The 16004-nt window shown below is 45.5% G+C and carries 14 protein-coding genes and 1 riboswitch; of the genes, 4 read left to right on the top strand and 10 right to left on the bottom strand.

The window, feature by feature from the left end:
• Positions 1 to 22: 22 nt before the first annotated feature.
• The 6 genes from NSB25_RS25085 to NSB25_RS25060 form a co-directional block, all read right to left on the bottom strand.
• Complete coding sequence (locus NSB25_RS25085) at positions 23 to 841, bottom strand: hypothetical protein (RefSeq protein ID WP_103242076.1); 819 nt, start codon at positions 839 to 841, stop codon at positions 23 to 25.
• A 101-nt stretch (positions 842 to 942) separates the two neighbouring features.
• Entirely contained in the window at positions 943 to 2352 is a 1410-nt protein-coding gene (locus NSB25_RS25080; protein WP_103242077.1) for a sensor histidine kinase, read from the bottom strand.
• A 4-nt stretch (positions 2353 to 2356) separates the two neighbouring features.
• On the bottom strand, positions 2357 to 3010 hold the full coding sequence (locus tag NSB25_RS25075) for a response regulator transcription factor (protein WP_103242078.1): 654 nt from the start codon (positions 3008 to 3010) through the stop codon (positions 2357 to 2359).
• 97 nt (positions 3011 to 3107) lie between these two features.
• Positions 3108 to 3830, bottom strand: coding sequence for a GltB/FmdC/FwdC-like GXGXG domain-containing protein (locus NSB25_RS25070; protein WP_103242079.1), 723 nt, complete (start codon positions 3828 to 3830; stop codon positions 3108 to 3110).
• A 66-nt stretch (positions 3831 to 3896) separates the two neighbouring features.
• Positions 3897 to 5402: a glutamate synthase-related protein gene (locus NSB25_RS25065; protein ID WP_103242080.1), complete on the bottom strand. Its 1506-nt coding sequence runs from the start codon at positions 5400 to 5402 to the stop codon at positions 3897 to 3899.
• Positions 5399 to 6496 carry a class II glutamine amidotransferase gene (locus tag NSB25_RS25060; RefSeq protein WP_103242081.1) on the bottom strand — a complete coding sequence of 366 codons (1098 nt, stop codon included), beginning with the start codon at positions 6494 to 6496 and terminating at the stop codon, positions 5399 to 5401. The genes NSB25_RS25065 and NSB25_RS25060 overlap by 4 nt, the downstream gene beginning before the upstream one ends.
• Before the next feature lie 387 nt (positions 6497 to 6883).
• Between NSB25_RS25060 and NSB25_RS25055 the strand changes: the two genes are divergently transcribed.
• The 4 genes from NSB25_RS25055 (at position 6884) to purF (ending at position 14192) form a co-directional block, all read left to right on the top strand.
• Positions 6884 to 8980 (top strand): glutamine synthetase III family protein, encoded by a 2097-nt coding sequence (locus NSB25_RS25055; RefSeq protein ID WP_103242082.1) that lies wholly within the window; start codon positions 6884 to 6886, stop codon positions 8978 to 8980.
• 40 nt (positions 8981 to 9020) lie between these two features.
• Positions 9021 to 10778, top strand: coding sequence for an ammonium transporter (locus NSB25_RS25050; protein ID WP_103242083.1), 1758 nt, complete (start codon positions 9021 to 9023; stop codon positions 10776 to 10778).
• A 295-nt stretch (positions 10779 to 11073) separates the two neighbouring features.
• The gene (asnB, locus tag NSB25_RS25045; protein WP_103242084.1) at positions 11074 to 12654 is read left to right on the top strand and encodes an asparagine synthase B; all 1581 of its coding nucleotides are present in this window, start codon (positions 11074 to 11076) and stop codon (positions 12652 to 12654) included.
• A 110-nt stretch (positions 12655 to 12764) separates the two neighbouring features.
• Positions 12765 to 14192: an amidophosphoribosyltransferase gene (purF, locus tag NSB25_RS25040; protein WP_103242085.1), complete on the top strand. Its 1428-nt coding sequence runs from the start codon at positions 12765 to 12767 to the stop codon at positions 14190 to 14192.
• Between the two features lie 32 nt (positions 14193 to 14224).
• Positions 14225 to 14340, top strand: a riboswitch (FMN riboswitch).
• A gap of 198 nt (positions 14341 to 14538) precedes the next feature.
• Here purF and NSB25_RS25035 read toward each other — a convergent pair.
• The 4 genes from NSB25_RS25035 to NSB25_RS25020 form a co-directional block, all read right to left on the bottom strand.
• The gene (locus NSB25_RS25035) at positions 14539 to 14793 is read right to left on the bottom strand and encodes a hypothetical protein (RefSeq protein WP_146040182.1); all 255 of its coding nucleotides are present in this window, start codon (positions 14791 to 14793) and stop codon (positions 14539 to 14541) included.
• Between the two features lie 78 nt (positions 14794 to 14871).
• Positions 14872 to 15183: an RNA polymerase sigma factor sigma-70 region 4 domain-containing protein gene (locus NSB25_RS25030; protein WP_103242087.1), complete on the bottom strand. Its 312-nt coding sequence runs from the start codon at positions 15181 to 15183 to the stop codon at positions 14872 to 14874.
• Between the two features lie 162 nt (positions 15184 to 15345).
• Positions 15346 to 15657: a hypothetical protein gene (locus NSB25_RS25025; RefSeq protein WP_242982600.1), complete on the bottom strand. Its 312-nt coding sequence runs from the start codon at positions 15655 to 15657 to the stop codon at positions 15346 to 15348.
• Positions 15658 to 15789: 132 nt separating this feature from the next.
• Positions 15790 to 16004: hypothetical protein (locus NSB25_RS25020; protein WP_257479330.1), on the bottom strand; the 215-nt coding region annotated here is incomplete at its 5' end.

Raw genomic sequence — 16004 nt, 5'->3', positions numbered from 1 at the left:
TGTCAAACTTATCTTTCTCTTTTTATACTGTGCCCAGCCAAAAATCTATCACAATAATCGGATCCTGATTCTTTACAGCAATCTGATATTCTTTTACCGCCGCGTAGACAAGCCCCTCCGGCATAATTGCACAAAAATCATTATTTTCCAGATCTGCATTTTGCGTACTTCCTCTTTCAATGAATGGGAATGCAATCTCCAGCATTTCTTCATAGCTGTACTCATTTGATGCCCTATCCCTTTCTTTCATGGAAAGGCTGGCCTTCCATATTTTTCCGCTGGAAGCATGGACTGTCAGACTGACCACAACGTCATTCTCCGTATACTGAACCAGCCAGCAGCTCAGCAGGCTATCGTCAAAACTAACCTGCGTATCCAGAGTACATAGTCTCGCAGCAACTTTATCAAAATCACATTCTGCCAATCCCTCCGGGACAATGCCGCATTCCGCCATGACCGCAATCCACTCTTTTCCTATGTCAATTGCCTGCTCCATATTGATCTGTCCCTTTTGAGGTTCATGGGGCAGCTCACTTGTTCCGCTTTCCCAGGCAGACAACACCTCCGCCATCATCTCCTCAGATAAGGGCTGCCCTTCAAACAAAGAGCCTTCCGCCAAATCCCCGCCCGGTTCCCCCGGCTGATTTGATGAAAAAGGTGCGGTTTCCTCTGGCTGCAAGGCGGACGGCATTCCAGTATGCCTTGCAATCCGCCCGGTTCTTTCAAGAAATTCTTCCTGTCTCTGAAGAAGCAATTCTTCTGTCAGAAACCATCCGCCAATCACGACTCCAAACGACAGCAAAAATAATGCAATCAGGGCATATGGCTTCCTTTTACTCATGTTTATACCACCCATCTGTACGCTGCTGCGCATGCTCAAATCAACAGTTGAATGCACGAACCTAAAGCGTGCCTGCCAAAGAGTTGGCCCTATAACAAAATTTAATCCTCTCTACAGTTCAGACATAGCCTCACACTTGTCCCGTTCCTGCCGTCACTTTCAAATTCCAGTCTGCTTCCATGGATCTGCGCTATTTTATCCGACAAGGCAAGACCGATTCCTGCTCCATGCTGCTTTCTGGAACGTGACTTGTCCACCATGTAAAACGCTTCCGTGATTCTCTTTATCTCCTTCTTTGGTATGCCGGTTCCATCATCATTCACCTGCATGATAAAACAGGTTCCTTCCGCCATTTTTTCCACAATCCCTATTACCCGGATATGTTTCGCGCCTGCTTTTACGGCATTATCCAAAAGATTCAGGAACAGCGTTTTAAACAAGTCATATTCCACCTCTATATAGGCAGGCTCCACAGTGCAATCCAGCGAAACCCCTTTTGCATCCATAAGATACTCCACATCAGCTGTAAGCTCCTGAAACAAAAGGTCTGTCTTTACTTCCTGCAGGCAGAAATCCTTATGGTTTAATATGGTCAGATCCATCAGCTTCAGCGATAGGGCCTCCAAACGCATCCCCTCGTTCCAGATATGCCATGCCGCTTTCTTCTGTTCCTCTCTGGGAAGCTCCTTTTTATAGATCCGGTCTACATAGCCGATAATTGAAGTCAGCGGAGTCTTTAACTCATGTGCAAAATTGGCCACAAAATCCTCTTTCTGCCTTGCACTATCCGAAAGTTCTTGCACCTTCTCATGGACAGCCTCTGTCATCCGGTTAAAATTCCTCGCAAGCTGGCTTACCTCATCACTGCCGCTTACTGCCACACGTTCCCCATAATTTCCCTCTGCTATTTCCTTCGTAGCAGCTGTCAGCTGCTTGATCGGTCTGGTTATAAAAAAGGAAATGCCAAAAATCAGGAAGATGCCCATGCTCACTGCTGTCGCATATACAGCCCCAAATTTCCTAATGATCTGTGCCTGCTGGTTCTGGATCTTTTCCACATCAACCCCTGTTATGAGATATACACTTATCTCCCCATGGGCAACTATTCCTATGGTCAGAAGAAATGTCCTATTATTGATCTTCATAAACCGATAGTTTACCATATTCTGTTCTGCTTCTGAAAACAATACGGAAAACTCTGTTTTAGCAGGAAAATCGGAAAACAGCACGGAACCGTCCTCTGCCAGAAAAGCCACCGTGCCATTCATGTCCGGAGCCATGCTGCTGATGTCGTACTGCCCGTCCGCCGCACCTGCAAACCAATCTTCCCCTCTGGTGATCAAGCTGGCCTGCACCACAAATTTGTTATACTGGTACTGTTCTATGGCTCCCTCAACTTCCCTTTCCATAGTAACTTCATAGAAATAGGAAATAAGAACATATCCGCCAAAAAGAAACATAACACTGAAAAATATCATAATGGAGACTATGATCTTTGCACCTAATTTCATAAAATCAGTCCTCCAGACGATACCCTATCCTGAATATGGTCTTTATATGCTCCTCCCATCCCAGCTTCTTCCTCAGCCTCTGGATATGTGTATCCAGCGTTCTGGTATCTCCCAGAAAAGGCTCCTTCCACACCTTCTCATACAGCCTGTCCCTATACTGCGCTACATTCTTATTCTGCATCAGCTCCACCAACAAGTTATATTCCTTTACCGTCAGCTCCACTTCTTTGCTATTCTGGAATACCTTTCTGCACTCCAGATCTACTTTGACGTCCGCAAAGGAAAGTTCTTTCCGGTTTTTCCCATACCGCCGCAGCACGGCTTCCATACGGGCAAGCACTTCTCCGCTCTGAAAGGGTTTTGCGATATAATCATCTGCCCCCATTTTCAGCCCGCGTATGCGGTCACCTACTGAACCCTTCGCTGTCAGGAAAATCACAGGGATATCCATGGGTTTGATATATTCCAGCAGTTCATAGCCGTCTATTTCCGGAAGCATGATATCTAACAATATGAGATCAAATTCCTGCCTTTCTTCCAACATATCCGCTGCCGCTTTCCCATCATGGACACATATACAATGATACCCCTCATCACTCAGATCCATATATAGCAGATTGGCGATTGCCTCATCATCTTCTACAATCAAAACATTCATCCCAAAACCTCCGCTATAATTATTGTATCAAATAGATGTGTCAAAGTTGCGACTTTTTCTTGTCTATCCAGATTATTTACAAATATATTGCTGTTTTTTAATTTGCCACATACATCTGTTTGTATGGATTTTTACTGTCTGGTGTGATAACTGTAAAAGGCCCGGATAAAAGTTCGTCCACAGAATAACCGAAGTCCAAGCAGTATTCCGACAGATACTCCCGGATTTCCTCTAATTCCTCCGCGGTCGCACGCCTTGCAGTAACCTGTCCGGGAAAAAGAATCTCCTCACAGCTGCTGCGCAGGAACATTTTACCTCCATGCATTCCGGTACAGGGGAAATTGCCTACAATGCGTCTGCCATCTCTATGAAGTCCCAGGACGATGATCACGCCTCCGGCCTGATATTCTCCCAGGAAGCTTCCTGCACAGCCGCCGATGATCATAACAGGAATCTTTTCTTTGTATGCCTTCATGTGGATTCCGGCGCGGTATCCGGCGTTGCCCTGTACATAGATCTTGCCACCGCGCATGGCATAACCGGCAGCATCGCCGATATTGCCATGAATCAGAATCTTTCCTTCATTCATGGTATCGCCCACAGCGTCCTGTGCATTGGCATTTACCGTAATATTGGCATTGTTTAAGTATGCCCCCAGTGCATTCCCCGGTATCCCGTTGATTGTAAGATTCCTGTCGGACATACCGGCGGCAATAAATCTCTGACCGCAGCAGCCTTCGATGATGTAATCAGTTTCTGCTTTACGCAATGCTTCATTTACAGCTCTGTAATCTAAATCTGCAGCATCAATAATTTGCATATTATATTGCCTCCCCCATTGTTTCTCTCATTATTTTAAAGGCGGTAGAAGTAACCGTTTTTCCTGTCATTCTCCGGCGTGAGAGATACCAAGTATCTCCAGTTCTTTTTCCGTTAAGCCGATGCCGCGAAGCATCAGCCGGTTGCCGCGCAAAGCTTCAATGGAATTTATGCCCATACCGCCCATGAATTCTTTTATTTCGTGTCTCCATGCGGTCATCAGATTGATCAGGCGTTCACTGCCTGTTGCCGGATTCAGCCTTTTCACAAGTTCCGGACGCTGGGTTGCGATGCCCCAGTTACATTTACCGCTCTGGCAGGTACGGCACAGATGGCAGCCAAGAGCAAGCAGAGCGGCGGTAGCCACATAGCAGGCATCCGCACCGAGAGCAATGGCTTTTACCACATCTGCTGCGCTTCGGATACTGCCGCCGACGACAAGAGACACATTGCTGCGGATACCTTCATCCCGAAGTCGCTGATCAACGGCTGCCAGCGCCAGCTCAATAGGGATGCCTACGTGATCTCTGATTCTGGTGGGCGCAGCTCCGGTACCGCCGCGGAATCCGTCTATGGCAATGATATCGGCTCCGCTTCGGGCAATACCGCTTGCGATTGCCGCAATGTTGTGCACGGCGGCTACTTTTACAATCACCGGTTTTTTATATTCCGTGGCTTCTTTCAGAGAGAAGACAAGCTGACGCAAATCTTCGATGGAGTAAATATCATGGTGGGGTGCAGGGGAAATGGCGTCAGACCCTTCCGGGATCATACGGGTACGGGATATATCTCCTACGATTTTTGCACCGGGAAGATGTCCCCCGATACCTGGTTTTGCACCTTGCCCTATTTTAATCTCAATAGCTGCACCTGCCTTCAGATAATCCGCATGGACGCCAAAACGACCGGAAGCTACCTGTACGACGGTATTTTCTCCATAGCAGTAAAAATCTTCATGAAGGCCTCCTTCTCCGGTGTTATACAAAATCCCAAGTTCTGTTGCTGCCAGCGCAAGAGACTTATGGGCATTGTAGCTGATAGAACCGTAACTCATAGCTGAGAACATAACCGGCATGGACAGTTCCAGCTGGGGAGGCAGCGTACAGTCTAAGGCTCCATCTTTTTTGCGCTGTACTTTTGATGGTTTCTTTCCGAGATAAACTCTGGTTTCCATAGGTTCCCGCAGGGGATCAATGGAAGGGTTCGTTACCTGTGAAGCATTGATCAGGATTTTGTCCCAGTAAACGGGAAGGGGTTTTGGATTCCCCATGGAAGACAGAAGAACGCCGCCGCTGTTTGCCTGCTTATGGATCTCTTTAATCGTTTCGGTCGACCAGTTAGCGTTTTCGCGCAGGGTACAGTCACTTTTTACAATCTTTAAGGCTCTTGTGGGACAAAAGGAAACGCAGCGCTGGCAGTTTACGCATTTTGATTCGTCACACTTCATAATGTTGTGTTTCTCATCATAGCTGTGAACTTCATTCGCACATTGCCGTTCACATACCCGACAGGAAATACATCTGTTTTCATTTCTGATTATTTCAAATTCGGGATAAATAAATTCTATACTCATGAAAACGCTCCTTCCTTTACTTGAACGATGACCGGTTCTCCGCCGGCGGGAGACCATATGTTTTCTGCATTTGGCTCCATGGTCCGGATCGCGGCTTCCTCACTGGCAATGAATACTTTATCATCCTTTTCGCCAACTACCATGGAACGAAGCTTCAGACGGTCATTTAACGCCATCAATCCGCCCTCAAATCCCAAAACAATGGAGAAAGGACCGGTAATCAGAAGGCTTGAAAACATAGTTCTAAGGTAAGTATGTTTCTTCTTGTCCTCCAAATCCGTTTTTGCCCCAATGGTACTCCAGAAGGGAGCGGCGATTACACTTGCGGATTCGCCCAGCGTAAGTCCCTGTACGCGGAGCAGGTAATCCATGATATAGGTAATGACTTCCGTATCGGTCTGGAGAGTACATTTATAGCCGAACATTTCAATAAACCGACGGTTGGCGTCATAGGAAGAGATTTCTCCGTTATGCACAACGGAGTAGTCGAGCAGTGTAAAGGGGTGCGCGCCTCCCCACCAGCCGGGCGTGTTTGTGGGATAACGGCCGTGTGCTGTCCAGGAGTATCCTTCATATTCTTCCAGTTTATAAAAGACGCCCACATCTTCCGGGAAACCGACCGCTTTGAAGGCCCCCATGTTCCTGCCGCTGGAAAAGACGTAGGCGCCGGACATTTCGGCGTTGATCTTCATAACGGTTTTGGCCACAAACTCTTTTTCTTCCGACTGTAACGATACAAGAACAGAATTTAACGGCGCAACAAAATATCTCCATATAATCGGCTCGTCTGTGATTGCCGGAATCTTTCGGGTAGGAATGATTTCCGACTGGACGATTTCAAAGCGTTCCTTTAAGAAAGTCTCGCATTGCTTACGTGTGTCTCGGGAATCAAAAAACATATGGAATGCATAAAAATCTTTATATTCAGGGTAAATGCCGTAACCGGCAAAACCGCCGCCCAATCCGTTGGAACGGTCATGCATGGGCTTCATGGAATTTGTGATCATTTCACCGGACATTTTATTTCCGTCTCTGGATATTGCCGCTGAGATTGCACATCCGGAGGGAATTCTTATCTGGCCCTCGATTTTCATAAGTTCTTACCTTCCTTTCAGAATAAATCAAAAAAGCAAAGGCATCCGTTTTCAGGGCAGGTAATTCCTGCTCTGAAAATGAACGCCTTTGCTCATATTTTATATTTATACAGTAGATGGTGTGCTTTGTCAATCTTTTTCGGATCGTAGATAAAAGATCATATATAAAATAAAAAAGGATTGACAAATGATTTTTCAGGGTGTATCATCCAACACATAAAGGCAAAGGCGTCTTTGAGGAAAGTTCTCAGAGACGCTTTTTTTCTTTTATAACATGAAAATGCATACAATTTGATCTAAAAGACAAGGGAGTCTTTTGCGGCGCAGGGAAAAGCGCCAGAAAAGCCATCCTTGTCTTTTTCTTTTCAAATGGGAAGGAGTAATATTATGAAGAAAGTATCAGATTTTTTTGGATGTAAAGTATTTGATGACAGGGTGATGAAAGCAAATTTATCGGCGGAGGTCTATCAGTCTTTGAGAAAGACGATTGACGAAGGCGCAAAGCTTGATATTGGCGTAGCAAACGCGGTAGCGGCAGCTATGAAAGACTGGGCGGTGGATCATGGCGCTACCCACTATACCCACTGGTTCCAGCCCCTCACCGGCGTCACGGCGGAAAAGCACGACAGTTTTATTTCTCCATCTCCTGATGGCGGGGTAATTATGGAGTTTTCCGGAAAGGAGCTGATAAAAGGAGAACCGGATGCGTCGTCGTTTCCCTCCGGCGGACTTCGGGCTACTTTTGAGGCCCGGGGATACACCGCATGGGACCCTACTTCTTATGCATTCATCAAGGGCAATACCTTGTGTATTCCTACCGCATTCTGCTCTTATGGCGGAGAAGCGCTGGATAAGAAAACGCCCCTGCTCCGTTCTATGGAAGCGCTGAATAAGCAGGCAATCCGTATCCTTCATCTGTTCGGCAATGACGATGTGAAATGCGTCCGCACATCCGTAGGGCCGGAACAGGAATATTTTCTTATTACAAAAGAAATGTATGAACAAAGGAGAGATCTTCGATTTACGGGACGTACTCTTTTTGGCGCGAAGCCGCCGAAAGGACAGGAGATGGACGATCATTATTTCGGCGTGATCAAGCCGAGGGTTGCGGCTTATATGGAAGAGCTGAATGAGGAACTCTGGAAGCTGGGTATTCTGGCAAAGACAGAGCATAACGAAGTTGCCCCGGCACAGCATGAACTTGCCCCTGTCTATACCACAACAAACATTGCGACAGACCATAACCAGCTGACCATGGAAATCATGCAGAAGGTTGCGGCAAAGCATGGGCTTGTGTGCCTGCTTCATGAAAAACCGTTTGCCGGAGTAAATGGAAGCGGAAAGCATAACAACTGGTCCCTGACTGCGGACGGCGGCGTGAATCTGCTGTCGCCGGGGGAAACGCCGTATGAAAACGCGCAGTTTTTACTATTCCTTTGTGCGGTGATCAAGGCTGTGGACGATTATCAGGATCTGCTTCGTCTTTCTGTGGCGACAGCAGGAAATGATCACAGACTTGGGGCAAACGAAGCGCCTCCGGCCGTCATTTCTATCTTCCTTGGAGAAGAACTGAATGCAGTACTGGAGGCCATTGAAACCGGTACGCCCTATGCGGGAACGGAAAAAACACAGATGAAGCTGGGCGTGGACGTACTTCCGAAGTTTAACCGGGATACTACAGACCGCAATCGTACATCGCCCTTTGCATTTACCGGAAATAAATTTGAATTCCGCATGCTTGGTTCCTCCAACAGCATTGCCTGCGCCAATATCATGCTGAACAGCGCGGTGGCAGAAAGTCTGAAAATCTATGCGGACAGACTGGAAAAAGCAGAGAATTTTGAAGATGTGCTCCATGAAATGATTCGCAGGACCATCAAAGATCATAAACATGTTATTTTCAACGGGAATGGTTATGACGACACTTGGATTCAGGAAGCTGTGGAAAAGAGAGGGCTTCTGAACTACCGTACAACACCGGATTGTATGCCGCATCTGCTGGATGAAAAAAATGTACGGATGCTGACAAGCCACAAGGTATTTTCAGAAGCGGAGCTGAAGTCCAGATGTGAAATTATGTTGGAAAACTATTGTAAGACAGTTCTGATTGAAGCAAATACCATGATCGATATGGCAAAGACAGAAATTGCTCCGGCAGTAAGCGCATATGTACTGGAGCTTGCAAATACGGCGGCGGCAAAAAAGGCGGTGGATGATTCCATTTCATGCGGTTATGAGACGAAGCTTGTGAAAAACCTTGCAGGATTGGAAGAGCAGATTGCGATCAGGACAGAGGAATTGGAAAAAGCAGTGATGAAACTTCAGGATGCGGAGGATGTGGAAGCAGAATCATATATGATTCGAGATGTTGTTTTGGAAAAAATGAGCGATCTGAGAGCTGCCTGTGATGAGGCGGAAACGATGACGGCAAAGAAATATTGGCCGTTTCCGACTTATGGCGATTTACTGTTTGGCGTAAAATAAAAATAGTTTGATAAATTTGGCTTGATTGGAGGAATAAACTATGGATGAAGCTATGAAAGCCCTTGTTCAGGAAACAGTATCCGGAGAAGTGTTCGGCGTCTGGTTTTTAATTGGCGCCGCGTTGGTATTCTGGATGCAGGCAGGTTTTGCAATGGTAGAGGCAGGTTTTACCAGGGCAAAAAATACAGGGAATATCATTATGAAGAATCTGATGGATTTCTGTATTGGAACCGTAGTATTTATATTGATCGGTTTTGGGTTGCTGATGGGAGAGGACTTGTTTGGATTTATCGGAAAGCCGGGATTTGATTTATTTACAACATATGCGGAGTTTGACTTTTCAAGCTTTGTATTTAACCTTGTATTTTGCGCCACAACGGCTACCATCGTATCCGGCGCGATGGCAGAACGTACAAAATTTCTTTCCTATTGTATTTATTCCGGCGTAATTTCCGCGTTGATTTATCCGATCGAAGCACACTGGATATGGGGAGGAGGATGGCTGGCGCAGCTTGGCTTCCATGATTTTGCCGGCTCCTGCGCAATTCATATGGTAGGTGGTATTTCCGCGTTGATTGGCGCGAAAATTCTTGGTCCCCGCATCGGAAAGTTTACCAGAGATAAGGGTGGAAACGTTGTGAAAGTGAACGCGTTTCCGGGACACAGCATTGCGCTTGGAGCGCTTGGGGTATTTATTCTCTGGTTCGGCTGGTATGGATTTAATGGCGCGGCCGCGACTTCTATCGCGCAGCTTGGCTCCATTTTCCTGACAACAACCGTTGCACCGGCTGTCGCAACGGTTGCCTGTATGGTCTTTACATGGGTAAAATATGGAAAACCGGACGTTTCCATGTGTCTGAACGCATCGTTAGCAGGACTTGTGGCAATCACAGCGTCGTGTGATGTGACAGATGCCTTGGGTGCGGTTGTGATTGGAGCGGTTGCGGGCCTTTTAGTCGTGTTTGGCGTGTGGCTTCTTGACCAGGTACTTCACGTTGATGATCCGGTGGGAGCGGTTGCCGTACATTGCATGAATGGGATCTGGGGTACACTGGCGGTTGGATTATTTGCTACGGATACAGCTCCTGGATACAGTATTGCAAATGCTTCAGGAGAAACGTTAACCGGTCTGTTTTATGGCGGCGGTTTTGAATTATTAAAACTTCAGATTATCGGCTTTGCCAGTGTTGCGGCATGGACAGTAGTTACGATAACGATTACATTCCTTGTGATCAAGGTAATTGTAGGGCTTCGTGTCAATAGGGAAGAAGAAATGACTGGTCTTGACGCGACAGAACACGGTCTTCCTTCCGCATATGCAGGCTTTGCAATGCTCCCGGAATATATTGAAGAAGGCAATGACCCTGTGGTGGTATCCGGTGACACTCCGGTTGCCGAAGCTGTTCCGGTTAAGCGTGTTCCCGCGTTTGAAGAAGGCACTCCAAAATTTACGAAAATCGAAATTATCTGTAAGGAATCAAAATTTGAAGTATTAAAAAACGCAATGATGAAGCTGGGAATTACCGGCATGACAGTATCTCATGTGTTAGGTTGCGGAATTCAGAAAGGCAAACCGGAGTATTATCGCGGCGTACAAATAGAAGCGAATCTGCTTCCCAAAGTACAGGTGGAAATTGTAGTCAGCGCGATTCCGGTCCACAAAGTGATTGAAACAGCAAAGAAGGTACTTTACACAGGGCATATCGGAGATGGGAAAATTTTTGTCTATGATGTGGAAAATGTGGTGAAAGTAAGAACCGGAGAAGAAGGATTTGACGCCCTTCAGGATGAAGAATAAACGTCAGGACAGATAGAAACTGAATATGGCAAAGGCGTTTAAGAAAAGAGAAGTAGTACAGGCGATCACTTACAGCGAGTGTGGAATGGTGAGAGCCGCATGGCAGAGCCTGTATGAATAACACTTTTTGAGCTGCAATCTGAACAGGAATTTCTCAGTAGGTGCGACGTTTGTCAGGCGTTAATGGCAAAACCGATTGATGGTTTGGAAATGAGATAAAAGATAGGTGGCACCGCGAGCGCAGCACTTGCCCTATAGAATGCTGAATTACTTAAATTTACGGAGGTACATTCTTATGTGTTCTATTATGGGTTATTGCAGCCGCAATGCTGCTTTTAATGATTTTATAGAAGGCTTTAACAGAACCATATCAAGAGGTCCGGACAACAGCCGAATTGTTGAAACCAGAGACGGACTGCTTGGATTTCACAGATTATCGATTATGGGGCTGACTCCGTCGGGGATGCAGCCGTTTAAACTGGGTGACAGCTATGTGGTCTGCAATGGAGAAATCTATGGCTTTAAGAAGCTGAAAGAAAAACTGTCAGAGAAATATACATTTAAGAGTGAATCGGATTGTGAGATTCTTTTGCCGCTGTATCAGGAATATGGAACAGCCATGTTCGCCATGCTGGATGCGGAGTTTGCCTGTATTATTTATGACGGAGACACAGGAGAATTTATTGCGGCAAGAGATCCCATTGGTATCCGGCCGCTGTATTATGGATATGACAAAGAGGGAGCCGTTATATTTGCCAGCGAAGCGAAAAACCTGGCAGGGCTTACGGATAAGATTATGCCGTTTCCGCCGGGACACTACTATAAAAGCGGTCAGTTTATCCGTTACTGCGATATTGCCAAAGTGGACAGTATCTGCCACGATAATCTGGAGACCGTATGCAGAAATATTCATGATAAACTCACAGCCGGAGTGGAAAAGCGCCTGGTAGCTGACGCAAAGGTGGGGTTTTTGCTTTCCGGCGGGCTGGATTCTTCTCTGGTATGCGCGATTGCGGCAAAGAAAAGCAAAGACCCCATCAGGACCTTTGCCATTGGCATGAGAGAAGACGCCATTGATTTAAAGTATGCCAGGCAGGCGGCGGATTATATTGGAAGCGACCATACGGAGGTTTATATGACGCCGGAAGAAGTGCTTTCTTCGCTGGAAACAGTTATTCAGTTACTGGGAACCTATGATATTACGACGATACGTGCATCCATAGGAATGTATCTGGTGTGCAGAGCAATCCATGAACAGACGGATATCCGTGTTCTGCTGACGGGTGAAATATCGGATGAACTCTTTGGGTATAAATATACGGATTTCGCACCGGATGCAGCGGCGTTTCAGGCGGAGTCGCAAAAACGAATCCGGGAGCTTCATATGTACGACGTCCTTCGTGCCGACCGCTGTATCTCCGTAAACTCACTGGAAGCAAGAGTTCCCTTCGGAGATTTGGATTTTGTAAAATATGTAATGTCCGTAAATCCGGAATTAAAAATCAACACGTATGGAAAGGGGAAATATTTGCTCCGCCTCGCATTTGAAGACGGTGACTATTTGCCGGAAGAGATTTTGTGGAGAGAGAAAGCAGCGTTTTCAGATGCGGTGGGGCACTCTATGGTGGATTACTTAAAGGAGTATGCAGAGCGGAAATATACGGATAAAGAGTATGAAGGTATGCGTGAAAAATATGCGTATGCCAGACCATTTACAAAGGAATCCTTGCTGTACAGAGAGATTTTTGAAACCTATTATCCGGGGCAGGCAGAGATGATTGCCGGCTACTGGATGCCGAACAGGGAATGGGAGGGATGTGATGTGAAAGATCCTTCCGCAAGGGTGCTGTCAAACTATGGAGACAGCGGAAAATAGATTGACATTTGTCAGTAGCGGAGGCGATGAACCCTGCCGTATATATACTGGATACATTCTTAAAAATTCACCGGATTGATTTGGATAATTAGCAGGAGGGAATAAAGTTTATGGCTGTTCATGAAGAGTGCGGTGTATTCGGAGTGATGGGTACAAAAAAAGAAAATGTCGCAGGTATCGTTTATTATGGGCTGTATGCTCTGCAGCACCGAGGACAGGAGAGCTGCGGAATTGTTGTGAATGACGACGGCGCATTTTCTTCCTATAAAGACCTGGGACTTGTCAGTGAGGTATTTTCGAAAGATACATTAACCCGTTTTCCCATGGGAAATATGGCAGTAGGACATGTAAGATACGGAACAACCGGAGGAAACACGAGAAATAACTGCCAGCCTGTTGAAGTCAACCACCAGAAAGGAAAGATGGCGCTGGCTCATAACGGAAATCTTACCAATGCATTGGAACTTCGCGATAAGCTGGAACTATCGGGAGCAATTTTCCATACAACCAGTGATACGGAGACCATCGCTTATGTGATTACAAGAGAAAGGCTTAATACGCCAAGCATTGAAGAAGCAGTCAGCAATACCATGAATTTACTGGAAGGCGCTTATTCATTGGTGCTGATTTCTTCTACAAAGATGATAGCGGCAAGAGATCCATATGGGTTTCGGCCGCTTTGCTATGGAAAGACGGCAGATGGGGCATATGTGTCTGCATCCGAAAGCTGTGCATTGTCAGCAGTAGGAGCCGAGTTTATCCGTGATGTGCTGCCAGGAGAGATTCTGGTGTTTACAGAAAACGGTGTGGAATCAAGAAGAGAACACTGCGAAAAACAGAGGCGGAGAACCTGTATCTTTGAATACATCTATTTTGCGAGACAGGATTCCGTTATAGATGGTATATCCGTGCATGAATCTCGTATGAAAGCCGGAGAATTACTGGCGGAGAGTTATCCGCAATGCGCAGATATTGTGATTGGGGTACCCGACAGCGGTTTGGACGCAGCACTGGGATATGCGAAAAGATCAGGAATTCCTTACGGGATTGGACTGATAAAAAATAAATATATCGGAAGGACATTCATTTCTCCGGAACAAAATGAACGTTTAGACAAGGTCAGGATTAAACTGAGTCCTGTGAAGAAGGTAATCGATGGAAAAAGAGTTGTACTGATTGATGATTCCATAGTCAGAGGAACGACCAGCAAACGTATTGTAAAGCTCCTGCGTGACGCCGGAGCGAAAGAGATCCATATGAGAATTTCTGCGCCTCCTTTTTTATATCCCTGTTATTATGGAACGGATATTGATTCTGAAGAAAATCTGATTGCGTGTCATCACAGCGTGGATGAGATTGCAGGGATGATTGGAGTAGATTCTTTGGGATATTTGCCAATAGAGAAGCTGAATAAACTGACAGGCTGTGAAGATTACTGCGCTGCCTGCTTTCAGGGGAAATATCCGACGAAAATTCCGACAGACCTGCGTAAGGACCGTTTTGAATTCCGTATCTCTATTGACATTGAAAGAAAATAAATCTATAATAATGAACGACAACTGAATAGAATGAATGTCTTCAAGGCAGGGTGAAATTCCCGATCGGCGGTAAAGTCCGCGAGCATGTAAATGCTGATTTGGTGAAAATCCAAAACCGACAGTATAGTCTGGATTAAAGAAGGTGTATTGGATATGTCAGAATTATTCTGATATTATGCACTTTTTTGTCTATCTGTAAAATGCTTTGTTGACATTTTCGATACACCTTAAAATTGCAGCACCTAAAGGCATTCCATTGCTTTTAGGTGTTATTTTTTTAGGAGGTAACATCCATTGACCTGCTCCGTACCAGGCACAAGAATGGGGAGAGCTATTACTGGCTGCTTTATTTTTCCTTCCTTTCCCCGCAGATATATGGTGAAATCAAGATACGGCTTCCTATACCATCGTTTTTCCTTTCAATCAGCTGCATGACAGTGGAAGGGAAAACCTGCTGTAAGGAATAGGCATATATTTTAAATACAAATCCGTCATCCATTTCAACTGATGCAATGAATCCATCCTCTGTTCTCCGGTCCACTTCATATTTCTGGATATTGGGAAGCTTCAGAAACTTGTTCTCTACACATAATGAGGTCAATCCCTGTTCCACAACCATATCGGCAATTTTTATGATGTTTGCCGAAATTGTAATATTGTATATTCATTTATAAACTTTTCATAAACAGCGCTCCGACTCATATTTCTTTGCCAGCCGGTAGAAACTGTCTTTCTTGAGTCCAGTGAGCGTCATGGCCTCTTTTGCCGTGATTACGCCGGACTTCCATCTCCCATAGCAATCCTCATGAAACCGATCCCCCAGTTCCGCAAAGGTAAGCTCCCCATAAACCCTGGCAAACAGGATCTCTCTGTCCCTGTCCTTCAGCCTGCTTATGGCCTTTGCCAGCCGGTCACTCTCCAAAAGGTCCAGCAGCTCGCCGTACCTCTGCCAGTCCCTGAAGATAAAATCCGTATGCTCCCTTAGAACCATGTTTTTTTGTTCACCAGATGTCTGGATGCCCAGTATGCTATTACTCTACTTTTAAATGTGTCTATACCATTTTTACTTTTGCAAGGTATGGCAATACACTACTTATAGGAGGTGACTATAATGTCTTTATCCATCAATGATGCCCAGATCTTCAGCGCCGCCTTAAAGAGGGCCAGGAAGAAAAAACATCTGACCCAGGCGCAGTGTGCGGAGCTGCTCGACCATTCCGTGTCCTTCCAGAAGGACCTGGAGCGCTGCCGCTGTTCCCCAAGCATTAAATTCTGCAAAAAGTATCTCTTTACCACCTACTACATCGAACTCATGAAATAAAAAACGCTCAATGAAACATACATCAAAGAATACCAGATATACTGCAGCCGAATACATGATACAGCTAAAAACCAGTCGCTGTTTATGTTCTCGCCCAAGCATCATCTGCTGCTGTTTTTCCAGCATTTCCGTTTTTACTGACAAGTCGTCTATTTCCGATGACCTTAACAGATAATCAGTCGTGATATTAAAACCGGAATTTATCTCCTGCCTTACCGCAACCATTATCACTTAGTCAAAAAACAGAAAAGGAACAATGCATTCTATATATTTTACCTATTCTAAATATGATAAGATATATTTTGCTATCTCCTCTGACACTTGATAATGTGTTATAGAATCTCCCCGATCACTATATTCACCTGGAATTATTTCCTCAATATAGTAATTACCATCGCTTTTATAAAGTATCTGGGTATCCATTTCTTTTAACTCTTTTTCATTACTATGCCTTGATAACATAAATCTGACAATTTGGCATTCAACTTCTT

Origin of the sequence: Acetatifactor muris (assembly GCF_024623325.1) — a bacterium.
Lineage (GTDB): Bacteria > Bacillota > Clostridia > Lachnospirales > Lachnospiraceae > Acetatifactor > Acetatifactor muris.
The sequence above is the reverse complement of the archived record's forward strand: the minus strand, read 5'-3'. Positions and strand labels throughout refer to the sequence as shown.

Bases quoted from the DNA above. Each gene is read 5' to 3' on its own strand.
- NSB25_RS25075 (WP_103242078.1), bottom strand. From the start codon at position 3,010: ATGAATGTTTTGATTGTAGAAGATGATGAGGCAATCGCCAATCTGCTA.
- NSB25_RS25050 (WP_103242083.1), top strand. From the start codon at position 9,021: ATGGATGAAGCTATGAAAGCCCTTGTTCAGGAAACAGTATCCGGAGAA.
- NSB25_RS25070 (WP_103242079.1), bottom strand. From the start codon at position 3,830: ATGCAAATTATTGATGCTGCAGATTTAGATTACAGAGCTGTAAATGAA.
- asnB (WP_103242084.1), top strand. From the start codon at position 11,074: ATGTGTTCTATTATGGGTTATTGCAGCCGCAATGCTGCTTTTAATGAT.
- NSB25_RS25065 (WP_103242080.1), bottom strand. From the start codon at position 5,402: ATGAGTATAGAATTTATTTATCCCGAATTTGAAATAATCAGAAATGAA.
- NSB25_RS25060 (WP_103242081.1), bottom strand. From the start codon at position 6,496: ATGAAAATCGAGGGCCAGATAAGAATTCCCTCCGGATGTGCAATCTCA.
- NSB25_RS25085 (WP_103242076.1), bottom strand. From the start codon at position 841: ATGAGTAAAAGGAAGCCATATGCCCTGATTGCATTATTTTTGCTGTCG.
- NSB25_RS25055 (WP_103242082.1), top strand. From the start codon at position 6,884: ATGAAGAAAGTATCAGATTTTTTTGGATGTAAAGTATTTGATGACAGG.
- purF (WP_103242085.1), top strand. From the start codon at position 12,765: ATGGCTGTTCATGAAGAGTGCGGTGTATTCGGAGTGATGGGTACAAAA.
- NSB25_RS25030 (WP_103242087.1), bottom strand. From the start codon at position 15,183: ATGGTTCTAAGGGAGCATACGGATTTTATCTTCAGGGACTGGCAGAGG.
- NSB25_RS25080 (WP_103242077.1), bottom strand. From the start codon at position 2,352: ATGAAATTAGGTGCAAAGATCATAGTCTCCATTATGATATTTTTCAGT.